Below are 19,590 nucleotides of genomic sequence, written 5' to 3' on the forward strand. Positions count from 1 at the left end.
CTGCCCAGCCGAAGTCACCGCTCGTCCTCCCAGTCATACTCGGGGAACGGCAACGGATCCGTGACCCAGCCCGCTGCCAGCACGAGCCGCGTGTGGCGATGCAGGGCGAGGAAGCCGAAGGGTCGGTCGAAGGCGGCGCTGATCCTGGTGGTGACATAGCGGAGGTCGGGTAGGCCCCCGGCTACTGCGTCGAACGCCGTCACCGCGGCGGCCTCGAAACCCAGCGCGTCGAACTTCGCCATGGTGTTCTGCTCGGCCGACCCGATGGCGAGCGGGTAGTCGCTGATGCCGGGGAAGTGCCCGCGCGAGGTGTCCAGTGCCGACGTGAGCCCGAACAACCGGTGCAGCTTCAGCAGATCGTGGCTCGCGTTCATGTGGTACGCCACGGTCGTCACGTCCAGCGACGGCGGCTCGGGCCGTGTGCTGCGCACCTTCTCCACCCGCAGGCCGGGGCCCACGTTCCCGTACGGTAGCCGTGGCCCCGGCACGAGCGCGTACCGGCGGGCGAGGATGTCGACCCCGGCTCTCAGCACTTGCCCCGGCTTCATGCCCTCTTCGCCGAGCAGCAGGTGCACGTCCAGGGCATTGTTCCCCAGCACCTTCAGCTCGGTGACGTATCCGCCGGGTGTGTCCGCCACCCCGACCCGGTCCAGAACCGCACTGGAGCGCCACAGGCCCAGCCGCGGCTTGGTGGCCCAGGGCTCGTGCGCCGTCTCCAATTCCACCTCTTGGAAGGGGCTCAGCCACTGCGTGCGCATGGTCAGCGCGCTCGTCAGCACCATCTTCGTGTCCTCGGTCAGAGTGACCGGCATACGGTCGATCAGCCCGCCGGTCTGCTTCGCCGTCCAGGCGTCCAGCGCCCGATGGTCGGCCGCAGGGTCGCCGGTGAGTACCCCGTGGGCGTCGGCCGGCAGGCTCGCCTCCCACTCCTGCTTCAGCTCCAGCGTGCGCTTCCTCCACAGCCCCAGAGCTCTGTCCAGTCCCCGCATGGCGCCCATCGTGGCGAGCAACTCGTTTGCGGCGTGCGCCGCTTGCCCGGCGGGAAGGCCGAGAGCCTCCGCCAGTTCAGCCCGCGCCGCGCCCTCGGCCCCGTCGGCCAGGTGGGCCAGCAACGGCCACACGCCCGCCGCCGAGAATGCCGTGCAGTCGTCCGACGCAGCCGCCCACCGTGCGGTCAACCCGTTCACCGCGCGGACCGTCGTCGCCGTGACTCCCATTCTTGTCCCCCATCGTCAGCGCACCCATGCCGCGCCCAGTCGTACGCCAGTTTCGATGACGCCGCCATCCGGCCCAGAAGCACGGCGCCGGGGCCGATGAGGCCGTCGTAGAAGCCGATGCCGAGGCCCGCGAGGCCGATCGCCGCGAGGATCTGGCGGCGGGTGGCCGGGCCGGTCGCGGGGGCCGTGCCGAAGGCTGGCCGCAGGATCACGAAGGCCGCGACCCCGAGCAGCACCACCATGATCACCGGCTTGAGGACGTCGGTGCTCATCCCGGCCGCGAAAAAGGCCCCGGCGGAGGAGCCGGCGAGGGCGGCGAGACCGATGCGGACCGCTGTCTTCACGTCCACGGGGGCCTTGCGGGCGTATGTCACCGCCGCGCCCGTCGTGCCGACGATGGCGACCGCCTTGTTGGTGCCGAGCGCGTGCGCGGCGGGCGTGTGCGAGGGCAGGCCCAGGAGCAGCACCGGCAACAGGAGCAGCCCGCCGCCGCCGACCACGGCGTCGATCCATCCGGCGGCGAGGGCCGCCAGGCACAGCAGGACGATCATGGTCAGCGATATGTCGGGCATGATCGAGACCCTATGCGAGGCCCGTGCGCGCCCCTCACAGTCCGCCCTCGCCGCAGTTCAGGAACCCTCACATCCGCCCCCCGCCCCCGCTGAGGGCAGCGTTCCCCGTGGGAAACAGATGTGATGCTGCCGGGTAACACCGGCACCGCACGCTCAAGGACATGACCTCGAATGAGCGTGTGGTGGTGATCGGCACCGGCCTCGCGGGCGTACGGCTCGCCCGGCGGCTCGGTGAGCTCGGCACGCCCGCGCTGCTGATCGGCGAGGAGGAGCACCGGCCCTACAACCGGGTGCTGCTCGCCGAGGTGCTGGCCGGACGGTACAGCCCCGAGGTGATCGCCCTGCCGGCGCCCGCGGAGCTGACCCGCGGCCGGGTCACCGGCATCGACCGTGACGCGCGCACCGTCGCGTGCGCGGACGGTTCGGTGATCGCATACGACCGGCTGGTGCTGGCCACCGGCTCCAACCCCGTACTGCCGCCGCTGCGCGGGCTGTTCACCGAGGACCACCAACTGCCCGAGGGTGTGCACGCCTTCCGGACCATGGACGACTGCCTGGGACTGTCCAAGGCCGTCCGGCCGGGAGCGCGTGCGGTCGTCATCGGCGGCGGGCTCCTCGGGGTCTCCGCGGCCCGCGCGCTCGCCCTGCGCGGCGCCCAGGTCGTGCTCGCCCAGCAGTCCGAGCGGCTCATGGAGCGCCAGCTCGACCCGGCCGCCTCGAAGCTCGTCAAGCGGCATCTGACCGAACTGGGCGTCGAGGTGCACACCGAGTGCCGCGTACGGGACGTGCGCTGCGTCGGCGGTGCCGTCCGCTCGGTGGAGATGGCCGACGGGTACGCGCTCGACGCCGACCTGGTGGTCGTCGCCTGCGGTGTACACCCGCGTGTGGGGCTCGCGCACGCCGCCGGACTCGACGTCCGCAAGGGCGTGGTCGTCGACGACGAGCTGCGCACCTCCGACCCGTACATCCACGCCGTGGGCGACTGCGCCCAGCACGACGGTGTGCTCTACGGCCTCGCCACCCCGGCGCTCGAACAGGCCGACGCGCTCGCCGAGTTGCTGGCCGGTGACGCGACCGCCCGTTACACCGGCACGCGTTCGCTGACCCGGCTCACACTCACGGGGCACGACAGCCCCTTCGACCTCGCCGCGTTCGGCGAGACCGAGGCACTCCCGGGCGACGACGTCGTCCAGCTCGCCGACGCCACCCGCGGCACCTACCGCAAGGTCGTCGTCCGCGACGACCGCCTGGTCGGCGGGGTTCTCGTCGGCGAACTCGGCACCGTCGGCGCGCTCGCCCGCGCCTGGGAGGGAGCAGAGCCGCTCCCCTCCGACGGCGGCCCGCTGCTCCACCTGCTCACCAACGACGGAGGCTCCTGATGACCGCCACCCCGGAGGCCACGGAGGCCACCCCCACGATCGTGCTCGTCGGCCACGGCATGGTCGGCCAGCGCTTCCTCGAAGCGCTCGCCGAGCGCGGCCTGACCGCCACGCACCGCGTGGTCGTGCTCTGCGAGGAGCCGCGTCCGGCGTACGACCGCGTCCAGCTCACCTCGTACTTCGCGGGCAGGACGCCCGAGGACCTGTCCATGACGGACATGGAGTTCATCAAGGACCACGGCATCGAGCTGCACATCGGTGACCCGGCGGAGACCGTCGACCGGGAGGCCCGCAGGGTCACGGCCCGCTCCGGTCTCGTCGTCGACTACGACGTGCTGGTCCTGGCCACCGGCTCCTACCCGTTCGTGCCGCCGGTCCCGGGCAAGGACGCCGAGGGCTGTTTCGTCTACCGCACGATCGAGGACCTGCTCGCGATCGAGGAGTACGCGAAGAACGCCCAGGTGGGTGCCGTGGTCGGCGGCGGTCTGCTCGGGCTGGAGGCGGCCGGCGCGCTCAAGGGCCTCGGGCTGACCTCCCACATCGTGGAGTTCGCGCCGCGCCTGATGCCGGTGCAGGTCGACGAGGGCGGCGGCGCGGCCCTGCTGCGCACCATCGAGGAGATGGGCCTGAGCGTCCACACCGGCGTGGGCACGCAGGAGGTCGTGGTCGGCGAGGACGGCGCCGTGACCGGCATGAAGCTGTCCGACGGCTCCGAACTCGCCACCGACCTGGTGGTGTTCTCCGCCGGTGTCCGCCCCCGCGACCAGCTGGCCCGCGACTGCGGTCTGACGGTCGGCGAGCGCGGCGGCATCACCGTCGACGAGCAGTGCCGCACGGTGAACGACCCGCATGTGTTCGCGATCGGCGAGTGCGCGCTGGCCTCCGACGGCCGGGTGTACGGTCTGGTGGCGCCCGGTTACGAGCAGGCCGAGACGGCCGCCGCGACGATCGCCGCCGACGAGGCGTCCTTCACGGGTGCCGACCTCTCCACCAAGCTGAAGCTGCTCGGCGTGGACGTGGCGTCCTTCGGTGACGCGCACGGCACCGCCGAGGACTGCCTGGACGTCGTCTACTCCGACTCCCGCTCGGGCCTGTACAAGAAGCTGGTCATCGGCCGCGACGGCACGCTGCTCGGCGGCATCCTGGTCGGCGACGCGGACGCGTACGGCACGCTGAAGGCCTTCACCGGCTCGGTCCCGCCGGTCTCCCCCGAGTCGCTGGTGCTGCCCGCAGGGGCCGGGGAGTCCGTGCAGCTGGGCCCGTCCGCGCTGCCGGACGACGCGATCGTCTGCTCCTGCCACAACGTCTCCAAGGGCACGATCCGCGGCGCGGTCACCGACCACCAGTGCACGACCGTGCCCGAGGTGAAGAAGTGCACCAAGGCCGGCACCGGCTGCGGCTCCTGCGTCAAGGTCCTCGGCCAGCTCGTCAACGCCGAGCTGGAGGCCAGTGGCATCGAGGTCGACAAGGGCCTGTGCGGCTGCTTCGGGCAGACCCGCGAGGAGCTCTACGAGATCGTCCACGCCCTGCGCATCACCACCTACCAGGACCTGCTGGACCGGCACGGCCGCGAGGAGGCCCGGGGCGGTGACGGCTGCGAGATCTGCAAGCCCGCCGTCGGCTCGATCATCGCCTCCCTCGCCCCGGCGATCGGCGCGAGCGGCTACGTCCTGGACGGCGAGCAGGCCTCGCTCCAGGACACCAACGACCACTTCCTGGCCAACCTGCAGAAGAACGGCTCCTACTCGGTCGTACCGCGTATCCCCGGCGGCGAGATCGCCCCGGAGAAGCTGATCGTGATCGGCGAGATCGCCCGCGACTTCGGCCTCTACACGAAGATCACCGGTGGTCAGCGGATCGACATGTTCGGCGCCCGGGTCGAGCAGCTCCCGGTGATCTGGGCCCGGCTGGTCGACGCCGGCTTCGAGTCAGGCCACGCCTACGGCAAGTCGCTGCGCACGGTGAAGTCCTGCGTCGGCCAGACCTGGTGCCGCTACGGCGTCCAGGACTCCGTCCGCATGGCGATCGACCTGGAGCTGCGCTACCGGGGTCTCAGGTCGCCGCACAAGCTCAAGTCGGCGGTCTCCGGCTGCCAGCGCGAGTGCGCGGAGGCCCAGTCGAAGGACTTCGGCGTGATCGCCACGGCCAACGGCTGGAACCTCTACGTCGGCGGCAACGGCGGCGCGACCCCGCGCCACGCGGACCTCCTGGCCCAGGACCTTTCGGACGCCGAGCTGATCCGCCTGATCGACCGGTTCCTGATGTTCTACATCCGTACGGCCGACCGGCTGGAGCGCACCTCGACCTGGCTGGAGCGGATCCCGGGCGGCCTCGACCATGTACGGGACGTCGTCGTCCACGACTCGCTCGGCATCTGCGACGAGCTGGAGAAGCTGATGCGGGCGCATGTCGCGCACTACCGCGACGAGTGGGCCGAGACCATCAACGACCCCGAGAAGCTGGCCCGGTTCGTGTCCTTCGTGAACGCGCCGGACACCCCCGACCCGGTCGTCGCCTTCGTGCCCGAGCGCGACCAGATGAAGCCCGACCTGCCGCTGCTGTCCATCGGTATGCGACCCGCCGACGTTCTGGAAGGAAGCGCCCAGCGATGACCCTGGCACCCGAGACCACCGAGCTGAAGATCGAACTCGCCCTGGACGGCGACTGGTTCACGGTCTGCGACCTGAGCACGCTGCTCCCGGGCCGCGGGGTGGCGGCCCTGCTGCCGGACGGCCACCAGGCCGCGATCTTCCGCGACCGATCCGGCGAGCTGTTCGCCATCGACAACCGCGACCCCTTCACCGGCGCGGCCGTCCTCTCCCGCGGCCTGACGGGCACCCACCAGGGCCGCCCGTTCGTCGCCTCGCCGCTGCTGAAGCAGCGCTTCGACCTGGCGTCCGGGCAGTGCCTGGACGACGAGGAGGTACGGGTGACGGCGTACAAGGTGCGCACGGCGTAGGGGCGCCGGGCTTCTGTCGGGTTCCTGTCGAGTTCGCCAACCGGGAGCGGTGCACGGGGTGCTTCGCGTTTCATCGAGGCACACCCCCACCTTCCCTCCCACGGAGGCGCGATCATGACTCGGAACCACTACCAGCCGTCCCGGCGGACCGTGCTCGGCGGGGCCGTCGCCGCGCTCGCGGTCGCCGGTACGGGCACGGTCTCGGCACAGGCCTCGCTCGGGGCCCCGGCCTGGCCGAGCGAGTTCCCGCTGCCCGACGGGTGGCTCCCCGAGGGGATCACCATAGGCAGCAGGCCGTACGCGTACATGGGTTCCCGTGCTGACGGCTCGATCTACCGCACCGATCTGCGCACCGGCGAGGGCGGCGTCCTCCACCGGGGCGCCACCGGCCTCGCGTCGATCGGCCTGAAGCTGGACGGCGACGGCCTGCTGTATGTGGCGGGCGGCGCCGGAGGGACCGCGAAGGTCGTCGACGCGCGCAGCGGTGAGCTGCTGACCACCTACCAGCTCACCCGGAACGCCGCGCCCTTCATCAACGACGTTGTCCTGCACCGGGACCGCGCCTGGTTCACCGACTCCCGGGACGCCGTCCTCTACGGCGTCCCGCGCGGCCGCGAGGGCGAGGTCCGCGCCCTCCCGCTCACCGGCGAGTGGGTACAGGCACCGGCCGGGACCAACAGTGCCAACGGCCTGGTCGCCACCCCCGACGGGCGCGGCCTGATCGTTGTCAACGCGGGCCGGTTGTACACCGTGGACATCAGCAACGGTCACGCCACCGAGGTCGCCCTGACGGGCGCGACCGACGTGACCAACGGCGACGGCCTGGTCCGTCTCGGCCGCACCCTGTACGTCGTCCAGAACCGGCTGAACAAGATCACCGTCTGGGACCTCGACCGGGACGCCACCACGGCCACCCTGCGCAGGACGATCACCGACCCCCGCTTCGACGTGCCCACCACCGCCGCCCGCTTCGGTGACCGCCTCTACCTCGTCAACGCCCGCTTCACCAGCCCGCAGACGCCTCAGACGACGTTCAACGCGGTGTCGGTGTCGCTGTGAGGGAGGCGGCCGGGGTGGCTCCGGCGGCCCGTGCGCAGTGCGGCCAGTCGCCGAAGTCGCGGTCCTCGCTCCACAGCCGTCGGGCCGCCTGGATGTTCCACTCCGGGTCCAGGGCCTGACGGGGCGTCCCGCCCAGTTCGCGCAGCCGGGCGTCGGAGATCTGGAACAGGCCCCAGTTCCGGGTGCCGTTGGTGTTGGGCAGGATGTGCAGCGGGTCCAGGAAGGACTGGCAGTCGGCGATGGCCACCGCCTTGTCCGGAACCTCGGGGAACACCTCGCGGACCCGCTGCCGCACCTTCTCCTGCGACCACACGGTCATCCGGACCCGTGAGGCGTACAGCGCCTTCTTGGTGGGTTCCTCGACGACGCCGTTGGGCTGGATCCCGGCCAGCACCTGGAAGGCGGTGACGCGGCGCAGGGTCTGCGGCCCGAAGCTGCCGTCGACGCCGATGTCCGCGCCCTTGGCGTGCAGCAGGCGCTGCACCTCCCGTACGCACTCGTCGTGCTCGCCCATGGCGATCACGGGTGGGCAGTTGGCCGAGAAGAGCGGCCGGTCGTCGCCGGAGCCGCGCCCGCCACCGCCGCCGCCGGACGGCGTCCGGGCGCCGTACAGCGCCCAGGCGGAGACGCTGAGGGCCGCGAGGATCGCGGCGGTGACGACGGAGGTGCGGAGGCGGCGCCGGCGTGTGCGGTCGGGGGGCCGGGGCGCGGGGGCCGGTTCGGGGCTGGGCTCCCCGACGGTGTCACGAGCCGGTTCGGGGCCGGGCTCCCCGGGGGTGTCACGGGCCGATTCCCCCTCCCTCTCCCCCTCGGCTTCCTGTTCCGCCTCTTCTTCTTTGGCTTCCTGTCCTGTTTCCTGTTCCGCTTCCTCTTCCTCTAGCTCTTCCTCTTGCTCGGCACCTGCCGCCGCGGTTCTCGCCGCGTCCGCCAGGGCCCACAGGCGGTGCAGGGTGCGGAGTTCCTCCGGGGTCGCGCCGCAGACGGTGGCAAGCCGGTGGACGCTGCCGTAGTCCTGGGGCACCGATGTGCCGCGGCAGTAGCGGTGCAGTGTCGAACCGGCGAGGCCGGACTTCCTGGCGAGTGCCTCGTAACTCATCCCGGACCGGCTCTTCAGCGCACGCAACAGCGCGGCGAACCGTTCCGTTTCCGGGCATACGGACATCGGGTTCCCCCCTCGGATACCCCCACGGACGCTGGTCGGGCGTCTCGGACCGCCACTGTGCCACCAAAGGCGTCCCATGGCCGTCCCAACGGTTCCGGAACGCGCCAGTTGACCGGCGTCCCGCCCGTCCCGGCATCCCAGCCGCCCCCGCCGTCCTTGCCCGGCCGGGTCGTGCCTTGCCAGCGTCGGGCCGTCCGAACGACCGGCCCTCCGACCCCTCGAGGAGACCAGGCTCATGCGCCTTTCCGTCCGCAGGAACTCCCGCACCACACCGCTGTTCGCGGTCCTCGCCGTCAGCGCCGCCGCGATCACCACGCTGGCCGTGCCGTCCTCCGCTTCGGCCGCCCCGGCCGCTCCCGCGGCGGTGGACTGCGCGAGTGGGCACATCTGTTTCTGGACCGGCGCCAACTTCACCGGCAGCAAGTGCGCGTGGGACGTGGCCGACCCCGACTGGCAGGGCGGCGCCGTCCGGTGTTCCTGGTCCGCCACGACCAACGTGAAGTCGGTGTGGAACGCCGGCACCAGCAGCTCCACCGGTGTCGCCTACTACCGGGGCGCCGACTACAGCGACCGGGTCGGCTGCACCCGGCAGCAGCACGGCGGCAACCTGGCCGGTACGTACAAGGTCCGCTCGCACCGGTGGATCAGCGGCAGCTGCGGCTGACGCACCCGGTGATCCGCACGCGGTGGCGTGCACGCCTGATCCGGCGTGCACGCCACCGCGGCTTGTCCCGCGTGGGGATTCATCCCAGGAGGGACGAGCGGGACTGCTCCTCCGGCAGAGGCCGCGTGTCGAGGTAGAACCACTCGGCGTCGGCGGTGGGCCAGGGCGACGGCTCCCCCGCTTCGGCCGGCTCCTCGCCCATGGCGGCGACCGGGCGCCTGGGCAGCGGCGCCGTGGCCGGGGCTTCCCCGGCGGACACGGCGGAGGCGGCGGACGCGGCGGACGCGGCAGTGCGGGAACCGGCCGGCTCGGCCTGCTTGGCCTCCCCGGGCATCAGCAGCTCCACCCGCAGCCCCAGGCCGCGCTGCTGGGCGGTGAACTCCTCGACCTGGTTGCGGCAGGCGTGGTCGAGGTGGGTCACCCCGGTCAGGTCGAGCCGGATCCGCGGCTTTCCGGACGCGGCGGCCGCCTCCAGCGCCTCGATCACCTTCGGCAGGCGCAGGAACGTGGCGTTGCCTGCCATGACGACCTTGGCCGTGTCCTCCTCCATGTGCTGGCGGATCACGGTCTGCGACATGCGCAGCGCGGCCAGCACGATTCCCGCGGCGACGCCGAACAGCACGCCCTCCAGCAGGGCGGTCGCCACGATGACCAGCGTGGTCAGCGTCATCACCGCGAACTCGCCCCGGTCCTGCCGCCACATCTTCGGGAACTCGGCGGGCGCGAACAGCTTCCAGCCGCTGTGCACGAGGACACCGGCGAGCACGGAGATCGGGATCAGCGCGAGCACCTGCGGCAGCAGCAGCGCGAACGCGAGCAGCCACAGGCCGTGCAGTGTGCGGGAGAGCCGGGTCTTGGCCCCGGCCTGGACGTTCGCCGAACTGCGCGCCACGACCGCGGTGATCGGGAGTGCGCCGAGGACGCCCGCGACGGTGTTGCCGACGCCCTGGGCGACCAGCTCGGTGTTGTAGCGGGTGCGCGGGCCGCTGTGCATCCGGTCCACGGCGGCGGCCGTGAACAGGCTCTCGGCGGACGCGATGACCGTGAAGGTGAGGATGGCGGTGATGATCGCCCCGTCGGTGAGCGCGCCGAACTGCTCCGCGCCCGGCAGGCTCACGGACGCGAGCAGGTTGCCCACCTGGAGCGTCTTCACGTTCACGCCGGGCAGCGCGGCGACGAGCATGCCGATGCCTACGGCGACCAGCGCGGCCGGGATCTTCCCGGCCGGGCCGGGCACCTTCTTCCACACGAAGCTGAGCACGATCGTGACGATGCCGAGCAGGGTGGCGATCATCGCCTGCGAGTTGGTCAGGATGCCGGCCAGCAGCCCGGGGATCCCGGCCATGTTCTCGAGCGCGGTGCCGGGGGCCTTGGCGTCGGCCATCGGATAGGCCTGGCTGAACATCAGCGGCACACCGATGCCGGCCAGCATGCCCTGGACGACGGCGACCGAGGTGGCCTGGAACATCCGGCCCAGTTTCACCAGTCCCAGGACGATCTGCAGGATGCCGGAGAACAGCACGATCACGCCGAGCATGGCCACGCCGACGTCGGCGACGGTGTCCGCCACGAGCGCGGCGAGCCCGGCGGCCGGTCCGCTGACCTGGAGCGTGCTGCCCTTGACCGCGCCTACGACCAAGCCGCCGATCACCCCGGAGATGATCCCGAGCTCGGCCGGAACCCCCGAGGCGACGGCGACACCGATGCACAGCGGCAGCGCGACGAGGAAGACGACGAGCGAGGCGGTGATGTCGGTGACGAGATCCCCCTTGCCCCCCGTCCCCTTCGAGCCACCTGTCACCTTGCCGACGAGCCCGCCCAGCACACCGTCACCGGCACGCCCTGCCGGACCTCCGGCAGAGCCACCCCTTGCCGGGCCTACGGCGGGGCCGCCGTCCCTTCCCGGGCCTCCGGGGGACCCACCCACCACCGGGCCTCGGGCAGAGCCACCTCCCGGACGGCCCCCACCCTCGGAACGACCGCCCGGCCCCCAGTCCGCCATGACGTCCGAAGACCCGGCCGACCCCCAACTCCCCGTGCCTTCCCCGGGACTGCTCGGCCCCCAGCCCCCAGAACCGCTCGCCCCCCAGTCAGCCCCGCCCTCCGAGCGACCACCAGCCCCCCAGTCAGCCCCGCCCTCCGAACGACCAGCCCCCCAGTCCGCGACGGCGTCCGAAGACCCGGCCGGCCCCCAACTCCCCGTGTCCTCCACGGGACCGGTCGAACCCCAGCCCGCAGCACCCCCCGTCGCCGGACCGCCCGATCCCCAGTCCGAGACACTCTCCGCAGACCCGGCCGACCGCCAGCTCCCCGTGTCCTGCCCCGGACCACTCGCCCCCCAGTCCGCGCCGCCCCCCATCGCCGGACCACTCGCCCCCCAGTCAGAGACGCCCCCCTCGGCACCGGCCGCTCCCGGGTCCGCCATGCCTCCCCCCGGGCCGGCCCCCGGGCCACCCCGTGCGGCAGCACCCCGTGCGGCAGCACCCCGTCCCCGCGCGTGTGCCCCGCTCATGCGGCATGCACCTGGAACGTGCCGTCGTCGCCGCGTTCGTACACGAACCCCGTGTCGACCTCGTAGTACCAGCCGTGCAGCCGCAGCCGGCCCGAGTCGAGACGCTGTCGCACGACCGGGTAACTCCGCAGCGCCGCCAGCTGGTTGACGACGTTGCCCTGGGAGACCTCCGGCAGTGACGGGTCGTCCGGCGCGGTCTCCAGTACGGAGGTCAGCTCCGGGCGGGCGATGCGCAGCCAGGCGTCGACGCCGGGCAGTGCGGAGAGGTCGTCGCCGGACTTCAGCGCGCCCATCGCACCGCAGTGTGAGTGACCGCACACCACGATGTCCTGAACCCCGAGCACCTCCAGTGCGTACTCGATGGTGGCCGCCTCGCCGGAGGCCCCGGGCCGTCCGTAGGGCGGCACGATATTTCCCGCGTTGCGCAGCTCGAATATCTCACCGGGCCGCGCGCCCGTGATCAGTGCTGGTATGACCCGCGAATCCGAACAGGTGATGAACAGCACCTCCGGATATTGCCCTTCAGCCAGCTTCCGGTATTCGCCGCTGTCGAAATCGATGCGCGTCCTGAACGTGCGGGCCCGATCGAGCAGTGCCTTCAACTCCGCCTCCTGAGCTGGGGTTTCTTCCTATGTACCCCACCGTAGACGGCCGACCTACAGAGGAAGGTTAAGCGAACTCCAGAGCCCGGCCAGGAATTGAACATTCTTTGTCCCGGATATACATACGAACGGTAACCTTGTAGCGTGTGAACTCCAGGGCAGGGAATGCGAATTCGCGCTGCCCGGATTCATGCCGGCTCACGGAGAGACAGGACGTATGGGCATACGAGTGCTGCTCATCGAGGACGACGAGACGATCGCCGAGCCGCTCACCGAGGGGCTCGGCCACTTCGGACTGACGGTCGATCATGTCGCCACGGGCACGGACGGGCTGAGAGGCCCGTACAACGACGTCGTCCTGCTGGACCTGGGACTGCCCGACATGGACGGCATCGACGTCTGCCGGGGCATCCGGCAGGTCTCGGACGTCCCCATCGTCATCCTCAGCGCACGCGGCGAGGAGGCCGACCGCGTGCTGGGCCTGGAACTGGGCGCCGACGACTACCTGGCGAAACCTTTCAGCGTACGAGAGCTGGTGGCCCGGGTCCGGGCGGTGACCCGGCGCACGCAACGCGCCCACCAGGCGTTCCCCGAGGCGCCGGGCACACCGGGCACACCGGGCACCCTCGAGGCGCAGCCGAAGCCACAACCGCAGCCGTCCTACGACCCCGCCCCCGCACCGCCACCCCCGTACGAACCGGCCCCGGCCATGTCCTACGAAGCCCCCGCCGCGGCCTCGTACGACCCCGCCCCCGATCCCCCGCACGACCCGGGCCCGCTGGTGGTGGACCGCCGTACCCGCCAGGTCTGGGTCGGCGAGGTCCCCGTCCTGCTCACCCCCAAGGAGTTCGACCTGCTGGCGCTCCTCAGCGAGGACCCGGGCGCGGTCTACTCGCGCCAGCAGATCCTGGACCGCGTCTGGGACCCGCACTACGACGGCCCGACCAAGACGCTGGACGTCCATGTGGCCGCGCTGCGCCGCAAGCTGGGTCATCCGGCGTGGATCCGGACGCTGCGGGGCGTCGGTTTCCGGCTGTCCGTGCACACCGGGCCGAACGCCGCACGGGTGGCCTCTCCGTGACCCGTCGGCTGCTGCTCAGCTACCTCAGCCTCGCCGCGCTGGTGCTGCTCTGCCTGGAGATCCCGCTGGGCTTCGTCTACTCGCGCGGGGAGCGGGAGCGGGTGGTCAACGCGGCGAAGGACGAGGCCGAGTCGGTCTCCGCCTACGCCGCGCTGTCCCTGGCGGCGGGGCGGGCAGAGCGGGACCTGCCCACGCGGGTGACGCACTGCGCGAAGCGCATCGGCGGGAAGGTGGTGATCGTCGACGCCTCCGGCGCGTCGCTCGCCACCTCGCACCCGAGGGACGCCGCGATGTCCGGCAATCTGGCCGCTCGGCCGGGCATCGCGGCCGCGCTGCGGGGCACCTCGACGGTGGATGTGCGCACCTCGACCATCGGCGGTGTCGAGTACCTGTCGGTGGCGGCGCCGGTCGGCCAGGAGGCGCGGCCGGTGGGCGCGGTGTGGCTGACGGTGCCCACGCGCATGGTGCACGAGCGCGTGCACCACGTGTGGCTGTTGCTCGCCCTGGGCGGCTTCGCCGTGCTGACGGCGGTCACCGTGGTCGGCTTCGCCTTCGCCCGGTGGGCGGGCCGCCCCATCCGCCAACTGGAGAACGCCGCACGCGAGTTGGCCGAGGGCGGCGGCCGGTTCACCCCGGTGACGATCACGAAGGGCCCGCCGGAAGTCCGCAGCCTGGCCGCCGCGTTCAATCACACCGCGGCCCGGTTCGCCCATCTGCTCGCCTCCCAGCGGGCGTTCGCCGGCGAGGCCTCGCACCAGCTGAAGACGCCGCTGGCGGCGCTGCGGCTGCGCCTGGAGAATCTGGAGCCGGACATCGCCGCCCGGGCCCGGGGCAGCCTCACCGCCGCCATCACGGAGACGGACCGGCTCGCCCGGATGGTCGAGCACCTGCTGGCGATGGCCCGGCTGGAGGAGCACGCGGCGATCCCGGCCACGGTCGACCTGGGCGCGGTCTGCGCTGACCGGCACCGCACCTGGCAGCCCCTGTTCGCACGGGAGAACGTCTCCCTCGTGCTCTTCGCGGGAAGCGTGGGCCCGGTGCTCGCGGTGCCGGGAGCCGTCGAGCAGATCATGGACAATCTGCTCTCCAACGCGCTGCGGGCGTCCCCGGCCGGCAGCACCGTCACCATCGAGCTGCGCCTGCAGGCCCCGTCCCGCCGGGCCCTGCGGGACAGCCGCCCGCGCTGGGTCGACCTTCATGTCACCGACGAGGGCCCGGGCATGACGGAGGAGCAGCGCGCCCGCGCCTTCGACCGCTTCTGGCGCGCCCCGGGCGCCCCCAAGGGCGGCACGGGGCTGGGCCTCGCCCTGGTGCAACGGCTCGCGCACGCCAGCGGCGGCGAGGCGACCCTGCACGCGGCGGCGACGGGCGGCCTGGACGTGGTGATCCGGCTGCCGTCCGTGCGCCCGCCGGTCGAGGGGCCCGGGCCGGGCGGCGACCGGTCCAGGAGGCCGAGACGGGAGGCGCCGGCGCTGCCCGCGTGAGAACGTACGGACGGCACCGCCGGACACACGGACGGCATCACGAGGCGGGGCCGCGGGCGGCACACAGCATGCCGTCCCTCGGCCACGAGTTGTCCATGCTCCGTCAACCCTGTCCCCATAGCGTCCTTTCCGCCTCCCCCCACGCACAACCCTGCCGTCGACCGTCGGCAGGGCGGTACGGCACCTCTTGGAGTGAGAGTGGAACGTCGTAGCCTCCTGCGTGCGGCCGTCATCGGCGGCACTTCGGCCGCGTTGGGCGGAACCCTGTGGCGCGGCGCCGCCTACGCGGCCCCGGCCCAGCCCGGCTCCGGCCCCTACGGGGCGCTGGGTTCCCCGGACGCCAACGGCATCAGGCTCCCGAGCGGCTTCACCAGCCGCGTGATCGCCCGCTCCGGCCAGCGGGTCGGGAGCACGTCGTACACCTGGCACAACGCCCCGGACGGCGGCGCCTGTTACGCCGACGGCACGGGCTGGATCTATGTCTCCAACTCCGAGATCAACCCCTCGGGCGGCGCGAGCGCGGTGAAGTTCTCGTCGACGGGCGCGACCACCGGCGCGTACCGCATCCTCTCGAACACGCGGCAGAACTGCGCGGGCGGCAAGACGCCCTGGAACACCTGGCTGTCCTGCGAGGAGGTGTCCCTCGGCTATGTCTACGAGACCGACCCGTGGGGCACGAACGCGGCGGTGCAGCGTCCTGCGATGGGCCGCTTCAAGCACGAGGCGGCGGCGGCCGACCCGGTGCGCAGGGTGATCTATCTGACCGAGGACGAGACCAACGGCCGCTTCTACCGCTTCGTGCCGACCACCTGGGGCAACCTGTCGTCCGGCAAACTCCAGGTGATGGTCGCGGGCAGCGCTACGAGCGGCTCCTTCACCTGGACGGACGTCCCCGACCCGGACGGCTCCCCCACGGCCACCCGCTCCCAGGTCTCCGGCTCCAAGTCCTTCAACGGCGGTGAGGGCTGCCACTACGCGAACGACACGGTCTGGTTCACGACCAAGGGCGACAACCGCGTCTGGCAGCTCAACCTCCTCAACAACACATACGAACTGGCCTACGACGACTCCCTCGTCAACGGCACGGCCCCCCTCACCGGCGTCGACAACATCACCGGCACCTCCTCCGGCGACCTGTTCGTCGCCGAGGACGGCGGCAACATGGAGATCTGCGTCATCACCCCGGACGACATCGTCGCCTCGTTCCTCCGCATAGACGGCCAGTCGGGCTCCGAGATCACAGGCCCGGCCTTCTCCCCGGACGGCACCCGCCTCTACTTCTCCAGCCAACGAGGCACGACCGGCAGCTCCTCGGGAGGCATCACCTACGAGGTGAAGGGCCCGTTCCGCGCCTAGTACATCTGGGCAGGCATCCCCCTCACACACCACTTGTGAAGGGGATGCCACACCCCAAGAGCGCTACGTGCTGCCCGCCCCGGGCCTGGCCCTGTTCATAGGGGTGGGCATCGGCGCCCGTGGTGGCGAAGAAGCCGGAACCCGCTCCCACGGTCACCGCCACCAAGACCGTCAGGGCCACCACCACCGTCACCGCCCGGCCGGCGGCGGGTGGTGGCTCCGGCGACGGTGGGTCGGGCGACGGCGGTTCCGGTGGCGGGGACGTCTACTACGCCAACTGCGGCGCCGTCCGGGCCGCCGGTGCCGCCCCCATCAGTCGTGGTGAACCCGGGTACGCCTCCCACCTGGACCGGGACGACGACGGGGTCGCCTGCGACACGTGACCCCGGTGGGCCGGTGACCATCGGTGCGTCCGGCCGTTCCTCCGGTTGGGCAGCTCGTGCGGGCTGCCCGGCCGACGGAAGGAACATCACCGTGGACACGACCGTGCCCGCCCCCGACGCCCAGCCCGTGCTGCCGCGCGCCGAGTGGGTCAAGACGCTGCCGCAGACCATCGTCGCGTCGTGCGTTCTGCTCCTCGACGCCGAGGACCGGATCCTGCTGCTGCGCTACGCCGGGGGCCAGCCCGCCGCCGGGCTCTGGGGGCTGCCGGGCGGCATGCTCGACCACGGAGAGGACCCTCTCGGTGCCGCGCGCCGGGAGCTGTACGAGGAGACCGGCATCGTCGTCGACCACGATCCCCGGCTCATCGGCTACGACCACCGGGCCGACGTGAACGGCACGGGCCCGGTCATCGACTTCTACTTCCACGGCGGCCGCCTCCCGGCCGGGCTGTCCGTCAGGCGCAGCGCCGAGCACGACGACGACGGCCTGTTCGCCCTCGGCGACCTGGAATCCACCCCGCTGACAGACCTGTTGCCGTCCCTGACCGCCCTGCACACGGCCGCGCTGACCGGAACCGTCGTCTGCCTGCGGGAAGGCCTGCCCCAGTGACCGCGCCGCTCCGCCTGGCGGCAGCCGTCCTGGCCTCCCTCGCGCTGTCCCTGGCCCTGAACACGCCCTCGTCCCCAGCCACGACACCCCTCACACCGGACCGGCTGGAACAGGAGGCGGCGAGGGCCCTGGAAACCACCCGGGCGGTCAGCGTCCACATCCACGTCCGGGACCGACGGCACACCGTCGAGGCAGGCGCCGGGGAATCCGCCCTCGGCACCGGCCGCCCCGTGCCGGACGGCGCGCACTTCCGGGCCGCCAGCGTCACGAAGTCCTTCGTGGCCGCGACCGTGCTGCACCTGGCCGCCGAGCGGCGGCTGTCCCTGGACGACACGGTGGAGCACTGGCTGCCCGGCCTCGTCAGGGGACACGGCAACGACGGCCGCCGCATCACCGTCAGACACCTGCTCCAGCACACCAGCGGCCTGCACGACTACGACAGCACCGAGCTGACCGGCAGGACGGCCCCCGACTTCGAGCGCCATCGCCTCGACCACATCGACCCCGAGCACCTCGTCGCCGCCGCCCTGCGGCACGCCCCGGACTTCCCCCCTGCCAACCCCGGCGACCCCGAGCCCCGCTGGAGCTACTCAAACACCGGCTACCACCTCCTGGGCGCCATCATCGAGAAGGCCACGGGACGCCCCTGGGCCGAGGAGGTGCAGGCCCGGATCGTCCGCCGGCTGGGGCTGCGCGGCACCCGCGTCCCGGGAGACGACCCGTACTTGCCGGAGCCGTACGCCCACACCTACCACCGGTTCTCCGGGTCCGGCGGCTACACCGACACCACCGTCCGGAACATGGCATGGGCCGGTGCCGCCGGTGCGCTGGTCTCCACGTCACGCGACCTGGACCGGTTCTTCACGGCCCTGCTCACCGGCGAACTGCTGCCGCCCCGGGAGCTCGCCGCGATGCGCGGCACCGTCCCCAGCAACGCGGAGCACCAGCGGTTCACGCCCGGGATGCGCTACGGCCTCGGCCTGATGCGACAGCCGCTGTCGTGCGGCGGCAGCCGCTGGGGCCACCACGGCGACCTCGAAGGCACCTTCGTCAGAACGGGCGTCACCGCCGACGGCAGCCGGGCCGTGGTCGTCACGGCCAACGGCAGGACCACCGACGACACTCACCTCCTCACCACCGAGAAGGCCCTCCAGGGGATCATCGACCGGCTGCTGTGCCGGCCATGACCGGCGCTCGAGCCGTGGGCAGCAGGTCGGCGGCCCGCACCCGCTTCAGATGGATCAGGAGGTCGAAGCAGCGGCCCAGCGCGATGTCGAACTCGTTGCGCTCTTCCGGGTAGGCGGTGCCGACACTGCGCGTGGGCCGGGCCGTGCCCAGCCAGTGGCGGGCCGGGGCCGGTACGGTCCGCAGGTCCAGGACGTAGCGGCCGTGACGCACCCGGTCCAGCGTGTGCTCGTTGCCGCCGGGCCGGGCGGGGCCGACCGTGTGGGTGAGCATCCGCGTCTCCTCCGGGTCGGTGGCTTTGAACGCGCCACGGCCGAAGGTGAGCCCGATGCTCGCATAGCCGCTGCCGAGCCGGTCGCGCAGGAACGCGCCCTGCGTCCTGGGCAGGACCTTCGGGTCCTCGGGTTCGTAGCCGATGTGGTTGTTGTGGCCCGCCAGCAGGATCCGGTGCCCGGTGTGCTCGCGCCACCAGACGACGTTGTCCGCCATGACGCCGTCCCGCCACCGCATGGCCTCGGCGACCTGCCCCGGGTCCTCGAAGTCGAAGCCGTAGCCGGTCGCCGTCTGGTCGATGACCGTGGCGTGCCGCAGCACCTCGGCGAAGTCCTCGCGTGGCGCCAGTGACTTCAGCAGCTTCAGGGCGCGTCCGGTGCGGGAGGCCATCTCCCGCCGTTCGGCAAGGGGCCGGGCCAGATACGCCTTCTGGTACTCGGCGGAGGGGACCGTCGGCCGCAGCCCTCGGTACAACTCGTCCAGGCGCGGCGCGAGTTCAGGCCGGACCCGGGCCACATACGCCGTCACCCGGTCGTACAGCTCCGGCCCGGTGTAGCCCCAGTCGTCGCCCATGAACCGGACCGGGTCCTCGGGGTGCTCGCGGTTGTACGCGCGCATCCACTCCACCAGTGCCAGGTTCTCGGCGGTGTTGTTCAGCGCATAGGTGTACTGGAAGTCCTCCCGCATGATGCGCCGCGGGTCGCCCCTGCCGTGCACGACGTAGTCGTCGAGGAGCACTCCGGTGCTCCAGGCCGTCTCCAGGGCGAAGGTGCGAAAGCCCCGGCTCTCCACCAGGTACCGGAAGACCCGGTCCTTGACCGTGAGGAACTCGTGCGAGCCGTGCGTCGCCTCGCCCATCCCCACCACGACCGCGCCCCCGACCGCTCCGCCGACCGGCCGGAGGTCGCCGGAGTCCCCGCCGGGTTCGGCGGTACGCAGCGGGCTCGCGGCCCGCTCCAGAACCGGCACGACCGGTTCTGCCGCTACGCCGGGAACGGCGGCGGCAGGGGCCGGGGCGAGGAGGGCCAACCCCAGAACGATGAAGGTCCACGGACGCGGGCGCGGCATACCCGCATACCTGCCCTGCGCAGA

At 72.0% G+C, this 19,590-nt stretch carries 16 protein-coding genes and 1 pseudogene; 11 read left to right on the forward strand and 6 right to left on the reverse strand.

Annotated features, from left to right (window positions below):
- Window positions 1-14: 14 nt before the first annotated feature.
- The gene (locus ACFT32_RS25215; protein ID WP_382493301.1) at window positions 15-1,217 is read right to left on the reverse strand and encodes a serpin family protein; all 1,203 of its coding nucleotides are present in this window, start codon (window positions 1,215-1,217) and stop codon (window positions 15-17) included.
- 38 nt (window positions 1,218-1,255) lie between these two features.
- A pseudogene (locus ACFT32_RS25220) lies at window positions 1,256-1,789 on the reverse strand (TSUP family transporter); the annotation flags it as partial.
- A 161-nt stretch (window positions 1,790-1,950) separates the two neighbouring features.
- Here ACFT32_RS25220 and ACFT32_RS25225 point away from each other — a divergent pair.
- The 4 genes from ACFT32_RS25225 to ACFT32_RS25240 all read left to right on the forward strand — a co-directional run bounded on the left by ACFT32_RS25225 (window position 1,951) and on the right by ACFT32_RS25240 (window position 7,186).
- The gene (locus ACFT32_RS25225) at window positions 1,951-3,168 is read left to right on the forward strand and encodes an NAD(P)/FAD-dependent oxidoreductase (RefSeq protein ID WP_382493303.1); all 1,218 of its coding nucleotides are present in this window, start codon (window positions 1,951-1,953) and stop codon (window positions 3,166-3,168) included.
- Window positions 3,168-5,780: a nitrite reductase large subunit NirB gene (gene nirB, locus ACFT32_RS25230; protein WP_382493306.1), complete on the forward strand. Its 2,613-nt coding sequence runs from the start codon at window positions 3,168-3,170 to the stop codon at window positions 5,778-5,780. The genes ACFT32_RS25225 and nirB overlap by 1 nt, the downstream gene beginning before the upstream one ends.
- Entirely contained in the window at window positions 5,777-6,127 is a 351-nt protein-coding gene (gene nirD / locus ACFT32_RS25235; protein WP_382493308.1) for a nitrite reductase small subunit NirD, read from the forward strand. Before nirB ends, nirD begins: the two co-directional genes overlap by 4 nt.
- A 114-nt stretch (window positions 6,128-6,241) precedes the next feature.
- A complete protein-coding gene (locus tag ACFT32_RS25240; protein WP_382493311.1) occupies window positions 6,242-7,186 on the forward strand; it encodes an SMP-30/gluconolactonase/LRE family protein in 945 nt (314 codons plus the stop codon).
- Here ACFT32_RS25240 and ACFT32_RS25245 read toward each other — a convergent pair.
- The gene (locus ACFT32_RS25245) at window positions 7,161-8,348 is read right to left on the reverse strand and encodes a helix-turn-helix domain-containing protein (protein WP_382493312.1); all 1,188 of its coding nucleotides are present in this window, start codon (window positions 8,346-8,348) and stop codon (window positions 7,161-7,163) included. The genes ACFT32_RS25240 and ACFT32_RS25245 overlap by 26 nt on opposite strands.
- A 235-nt stretch (window positions 8,349-8,583) precedes the next feature.
- Here ACFT32_RS25245 and ACFT32_RS25250 point away from each other — a divergent pair, with 235 nt between their 5' ends.
- On the forward strand, window positions 8,584-9,012 hold the full coding sequence (locus tag ACFT32_RS25250) for a peptidase inhibitor family I36 protein (protein WP_382493315.1): 429 nt from the start codon (window positions 8,584-8,586) through the stop codon (window positions 9,010-9,012).
- Window positions 9,013-9,091: 79 nt separating this feature from the next.
- Here ACFT32_RS25250 and ACFT32_RS25255 read toward each other — a convergent pair whose 3' ends face one another.
- On the reverse strand, window positions 9,092-11,014 hold the full coding sequence (locus ACFT32_RS25255; protein ID WP_382493317.1) for a SulP family inorganic anion transporter: 1,923 nt from the start codon (window positions 11,012-11,014) through the stop codon (window positions 9,092-9,094).
- 506 nt (window positions 11,015-11,520) lie between these two features.
- The gene (locus ACFT32_RS25260; RefSeq protein ID WP_328338405.1) at window positions 11,521-12,126 is read right to left on the reverse strand and encodes a carbonic anhydrase; all 606 of its coding nucleotides are present in this window, start codon (window positions 12,124-12,126) and stop codon (window positions 11,521-11,523) included.
- 217 nt (window positions 12,127-12,343) lie between these two features.
- On the opposite strand from ACFT32_RS25260, the gene ACFT32_RS25265 reads away from it, so the two are divergent.
- The 6 genes from ACFT32_RS25265 to ACFT32_RS25290 all read left to right on the forward strand — a co-directional run bounded on the left by ACFT32_RS25265 (window position 12,344) and on the right by ACFT32_RS25290 (window position 18,227).
- Window positions 12,344-13,207: a response regulator transcription factor gene (locus ACFT32_RS25265; protein ID WP_382493320.1), complete on the forward strand. Its 864-nt coding sequence runs from the start codon at window positions 12,344-12,346 to the stop codon at window positions 13,205-13,207.
- Window positions 13,204-14,691: a sensor histidine kinase gene (locus ACFT32_RS25270; RefSeq protein ID WP_382493323.1), complete on the forward strand. Its 1,488-nt coding sequence runs from the start codon at window positions 13,204-13,206 to the stop codon at window positions 14,689-14,691. The genes ACFT32_RS25265 and ACFT32_RS25270 overlap by 4 nt, the downstream gene beginning before the upstream one ends.
- A 198-nt stretch (window positions 14,692-14,889) precedes the next feature.
- Entirely contained in the window at window positions 14,890-16,047 is a 1,158-nt protein-coding gene (locus tag ACFT32_RS25275; protein WP_382493326.1) for an alkaline phosphatase PhoX, read from the forward strand.
- A 119-nt stretch (window positions 16,048-16,166) separates the two neighbouring features.
- Window positions 16,167-16,430, forward strand: a complete 264-nt coding sequence (locus ACFT32_RS25280) for an excalibur calcium-binding domain-containing protein (protein WP_382493329.1) — start codon at window positions 16,167-16,169, stop codon at window positions 16,428-16,430.
- A 91-nt stretch (window positions 16,431-16,521) separates the two neighbouring features.
- The gene (locus ACFT32_RS25285; protein ID WP_382493331.1) at window positions 16,522-17,040 is read left to right on the forward strand and encodes an NUDIX hydrolase; all 519 of its coding nucleotides are present in this window, start codon (window positions 16,522-16,524) and stop codon (window positions 17,038-17,040) included.
- A complete protein-coding gene (locus ACFT32_RS25290) occupies window positions 17,037-18,227 on the forward strand; it encodes a serine hydrolase domain-containing protein (protein WP_382493333.1) in 1,191 nt (396 codons plus the stop codon). The genes ACFT32_RS25285 and ACFT32_RS25290 overlap by 4 nt, the downstream gene beginning before the upstream one ends.
- Here the strand turns inward: ACFT32_RS25290 and ACFT32_RS25295 are convergent.
- On the reverse strand, window positions 18,199-19,566 hold the full coding sequence (locus tag ACFT32_RS25295) for an erythromycin esterase family protein (protein ID WP_382493336.1): 1,368 nt from the start codon (window positions 19,564-19,566) through the stop codon (window positions 18,199-18,201). The two genes, ACFT32_RS25290 and ACFT32_RS25295, sit on opposite strands and share 29 nt — an antisense overlap.
- Between the last annotated feature and the right edge of the window lie 24 nt (window positions 19,567-19,590).

The organism is Streptomyces sp. NPDC057002 (assembly GCF_042673825.1).
Classification (GTDB): Bacteria; Actinomycetota; Actinomycetes; order Streptomycetales; family Streptomycetaceae; genus Streptomyces.

Bases quoted from the DNA above. Each gene is read 5' to 3' on its own strand.
- ACFT32_RS25215 (WP_382493301.1), bottom strand. From the start codon at position 1,217: ATGGGAGTCACGGCGACGACGGTCCGCGCGGTGAACGGGTTGACCGCA.
- ACFT32_RS25225 (WP_382493303.1), top strand. From the start codon at position 1,951: ATGACCTCGAATGAGCGTGTGGTGGTGATCGGCACCGGCCTCGCGGGC.
- nirB (WP_382493306.1), top strand. From the start codon at position 3,168: ATGACCGCCACCCCGGAGGCCACGGAGGCCACCCCCACGATCGTGCTC.
- nirD (WP_382493308.1), top strand. From the start codon at position 5,777: ATGACCCTGGCACCCGAGACCACCGAGCTGAAGATCGAACTCGCCCTG.
- ACFT32_RS25240 (WP_382493311.1), top strand. From the start codon at position 6,242: ATGACTCGGAACCACTACCAGCCGTCCCGGCGGACCGTGCTCGGCGGG.
- ACFT32_RS25245 (WP_382493312.1), bottom strand. From the start codon at position 8,348: ATGTCCGTATGCCCGGAAACGGAACGGTTCGCCGCGCTGTTGCGTGCG.
- ACFT32_RS25250 (WP_382493315.1), top strand. From the start codon at position 8,584: ATGCGCCTTTCCGTCCGCAGGAACTCCCGCACCACACCGCTGTTCGCG.
- ACFT32_RS25255 (WP_382493317.1), bottom strand. From the start codon at position 11,014: ATGGCGGACTGGGGGCCGGGCGGTCGTTCCGAGGGTGGGGGCCGTCCG.
- ACFT32_RS25265 (WP_382493320.1), top strand. From the start codon at position 12,344: ATGGGCATACGAGTGCTGCTCATCGAGGACGACGAGACGATCGCCGAG.
- ACFT32_RS25295 (WP_382493336.1), bottom strand. From the start codon at position 19,566: ATGCCGCGCCCGCGTCCGTGGACCTTCATCGTTCTGGGGTTGGCCCTC.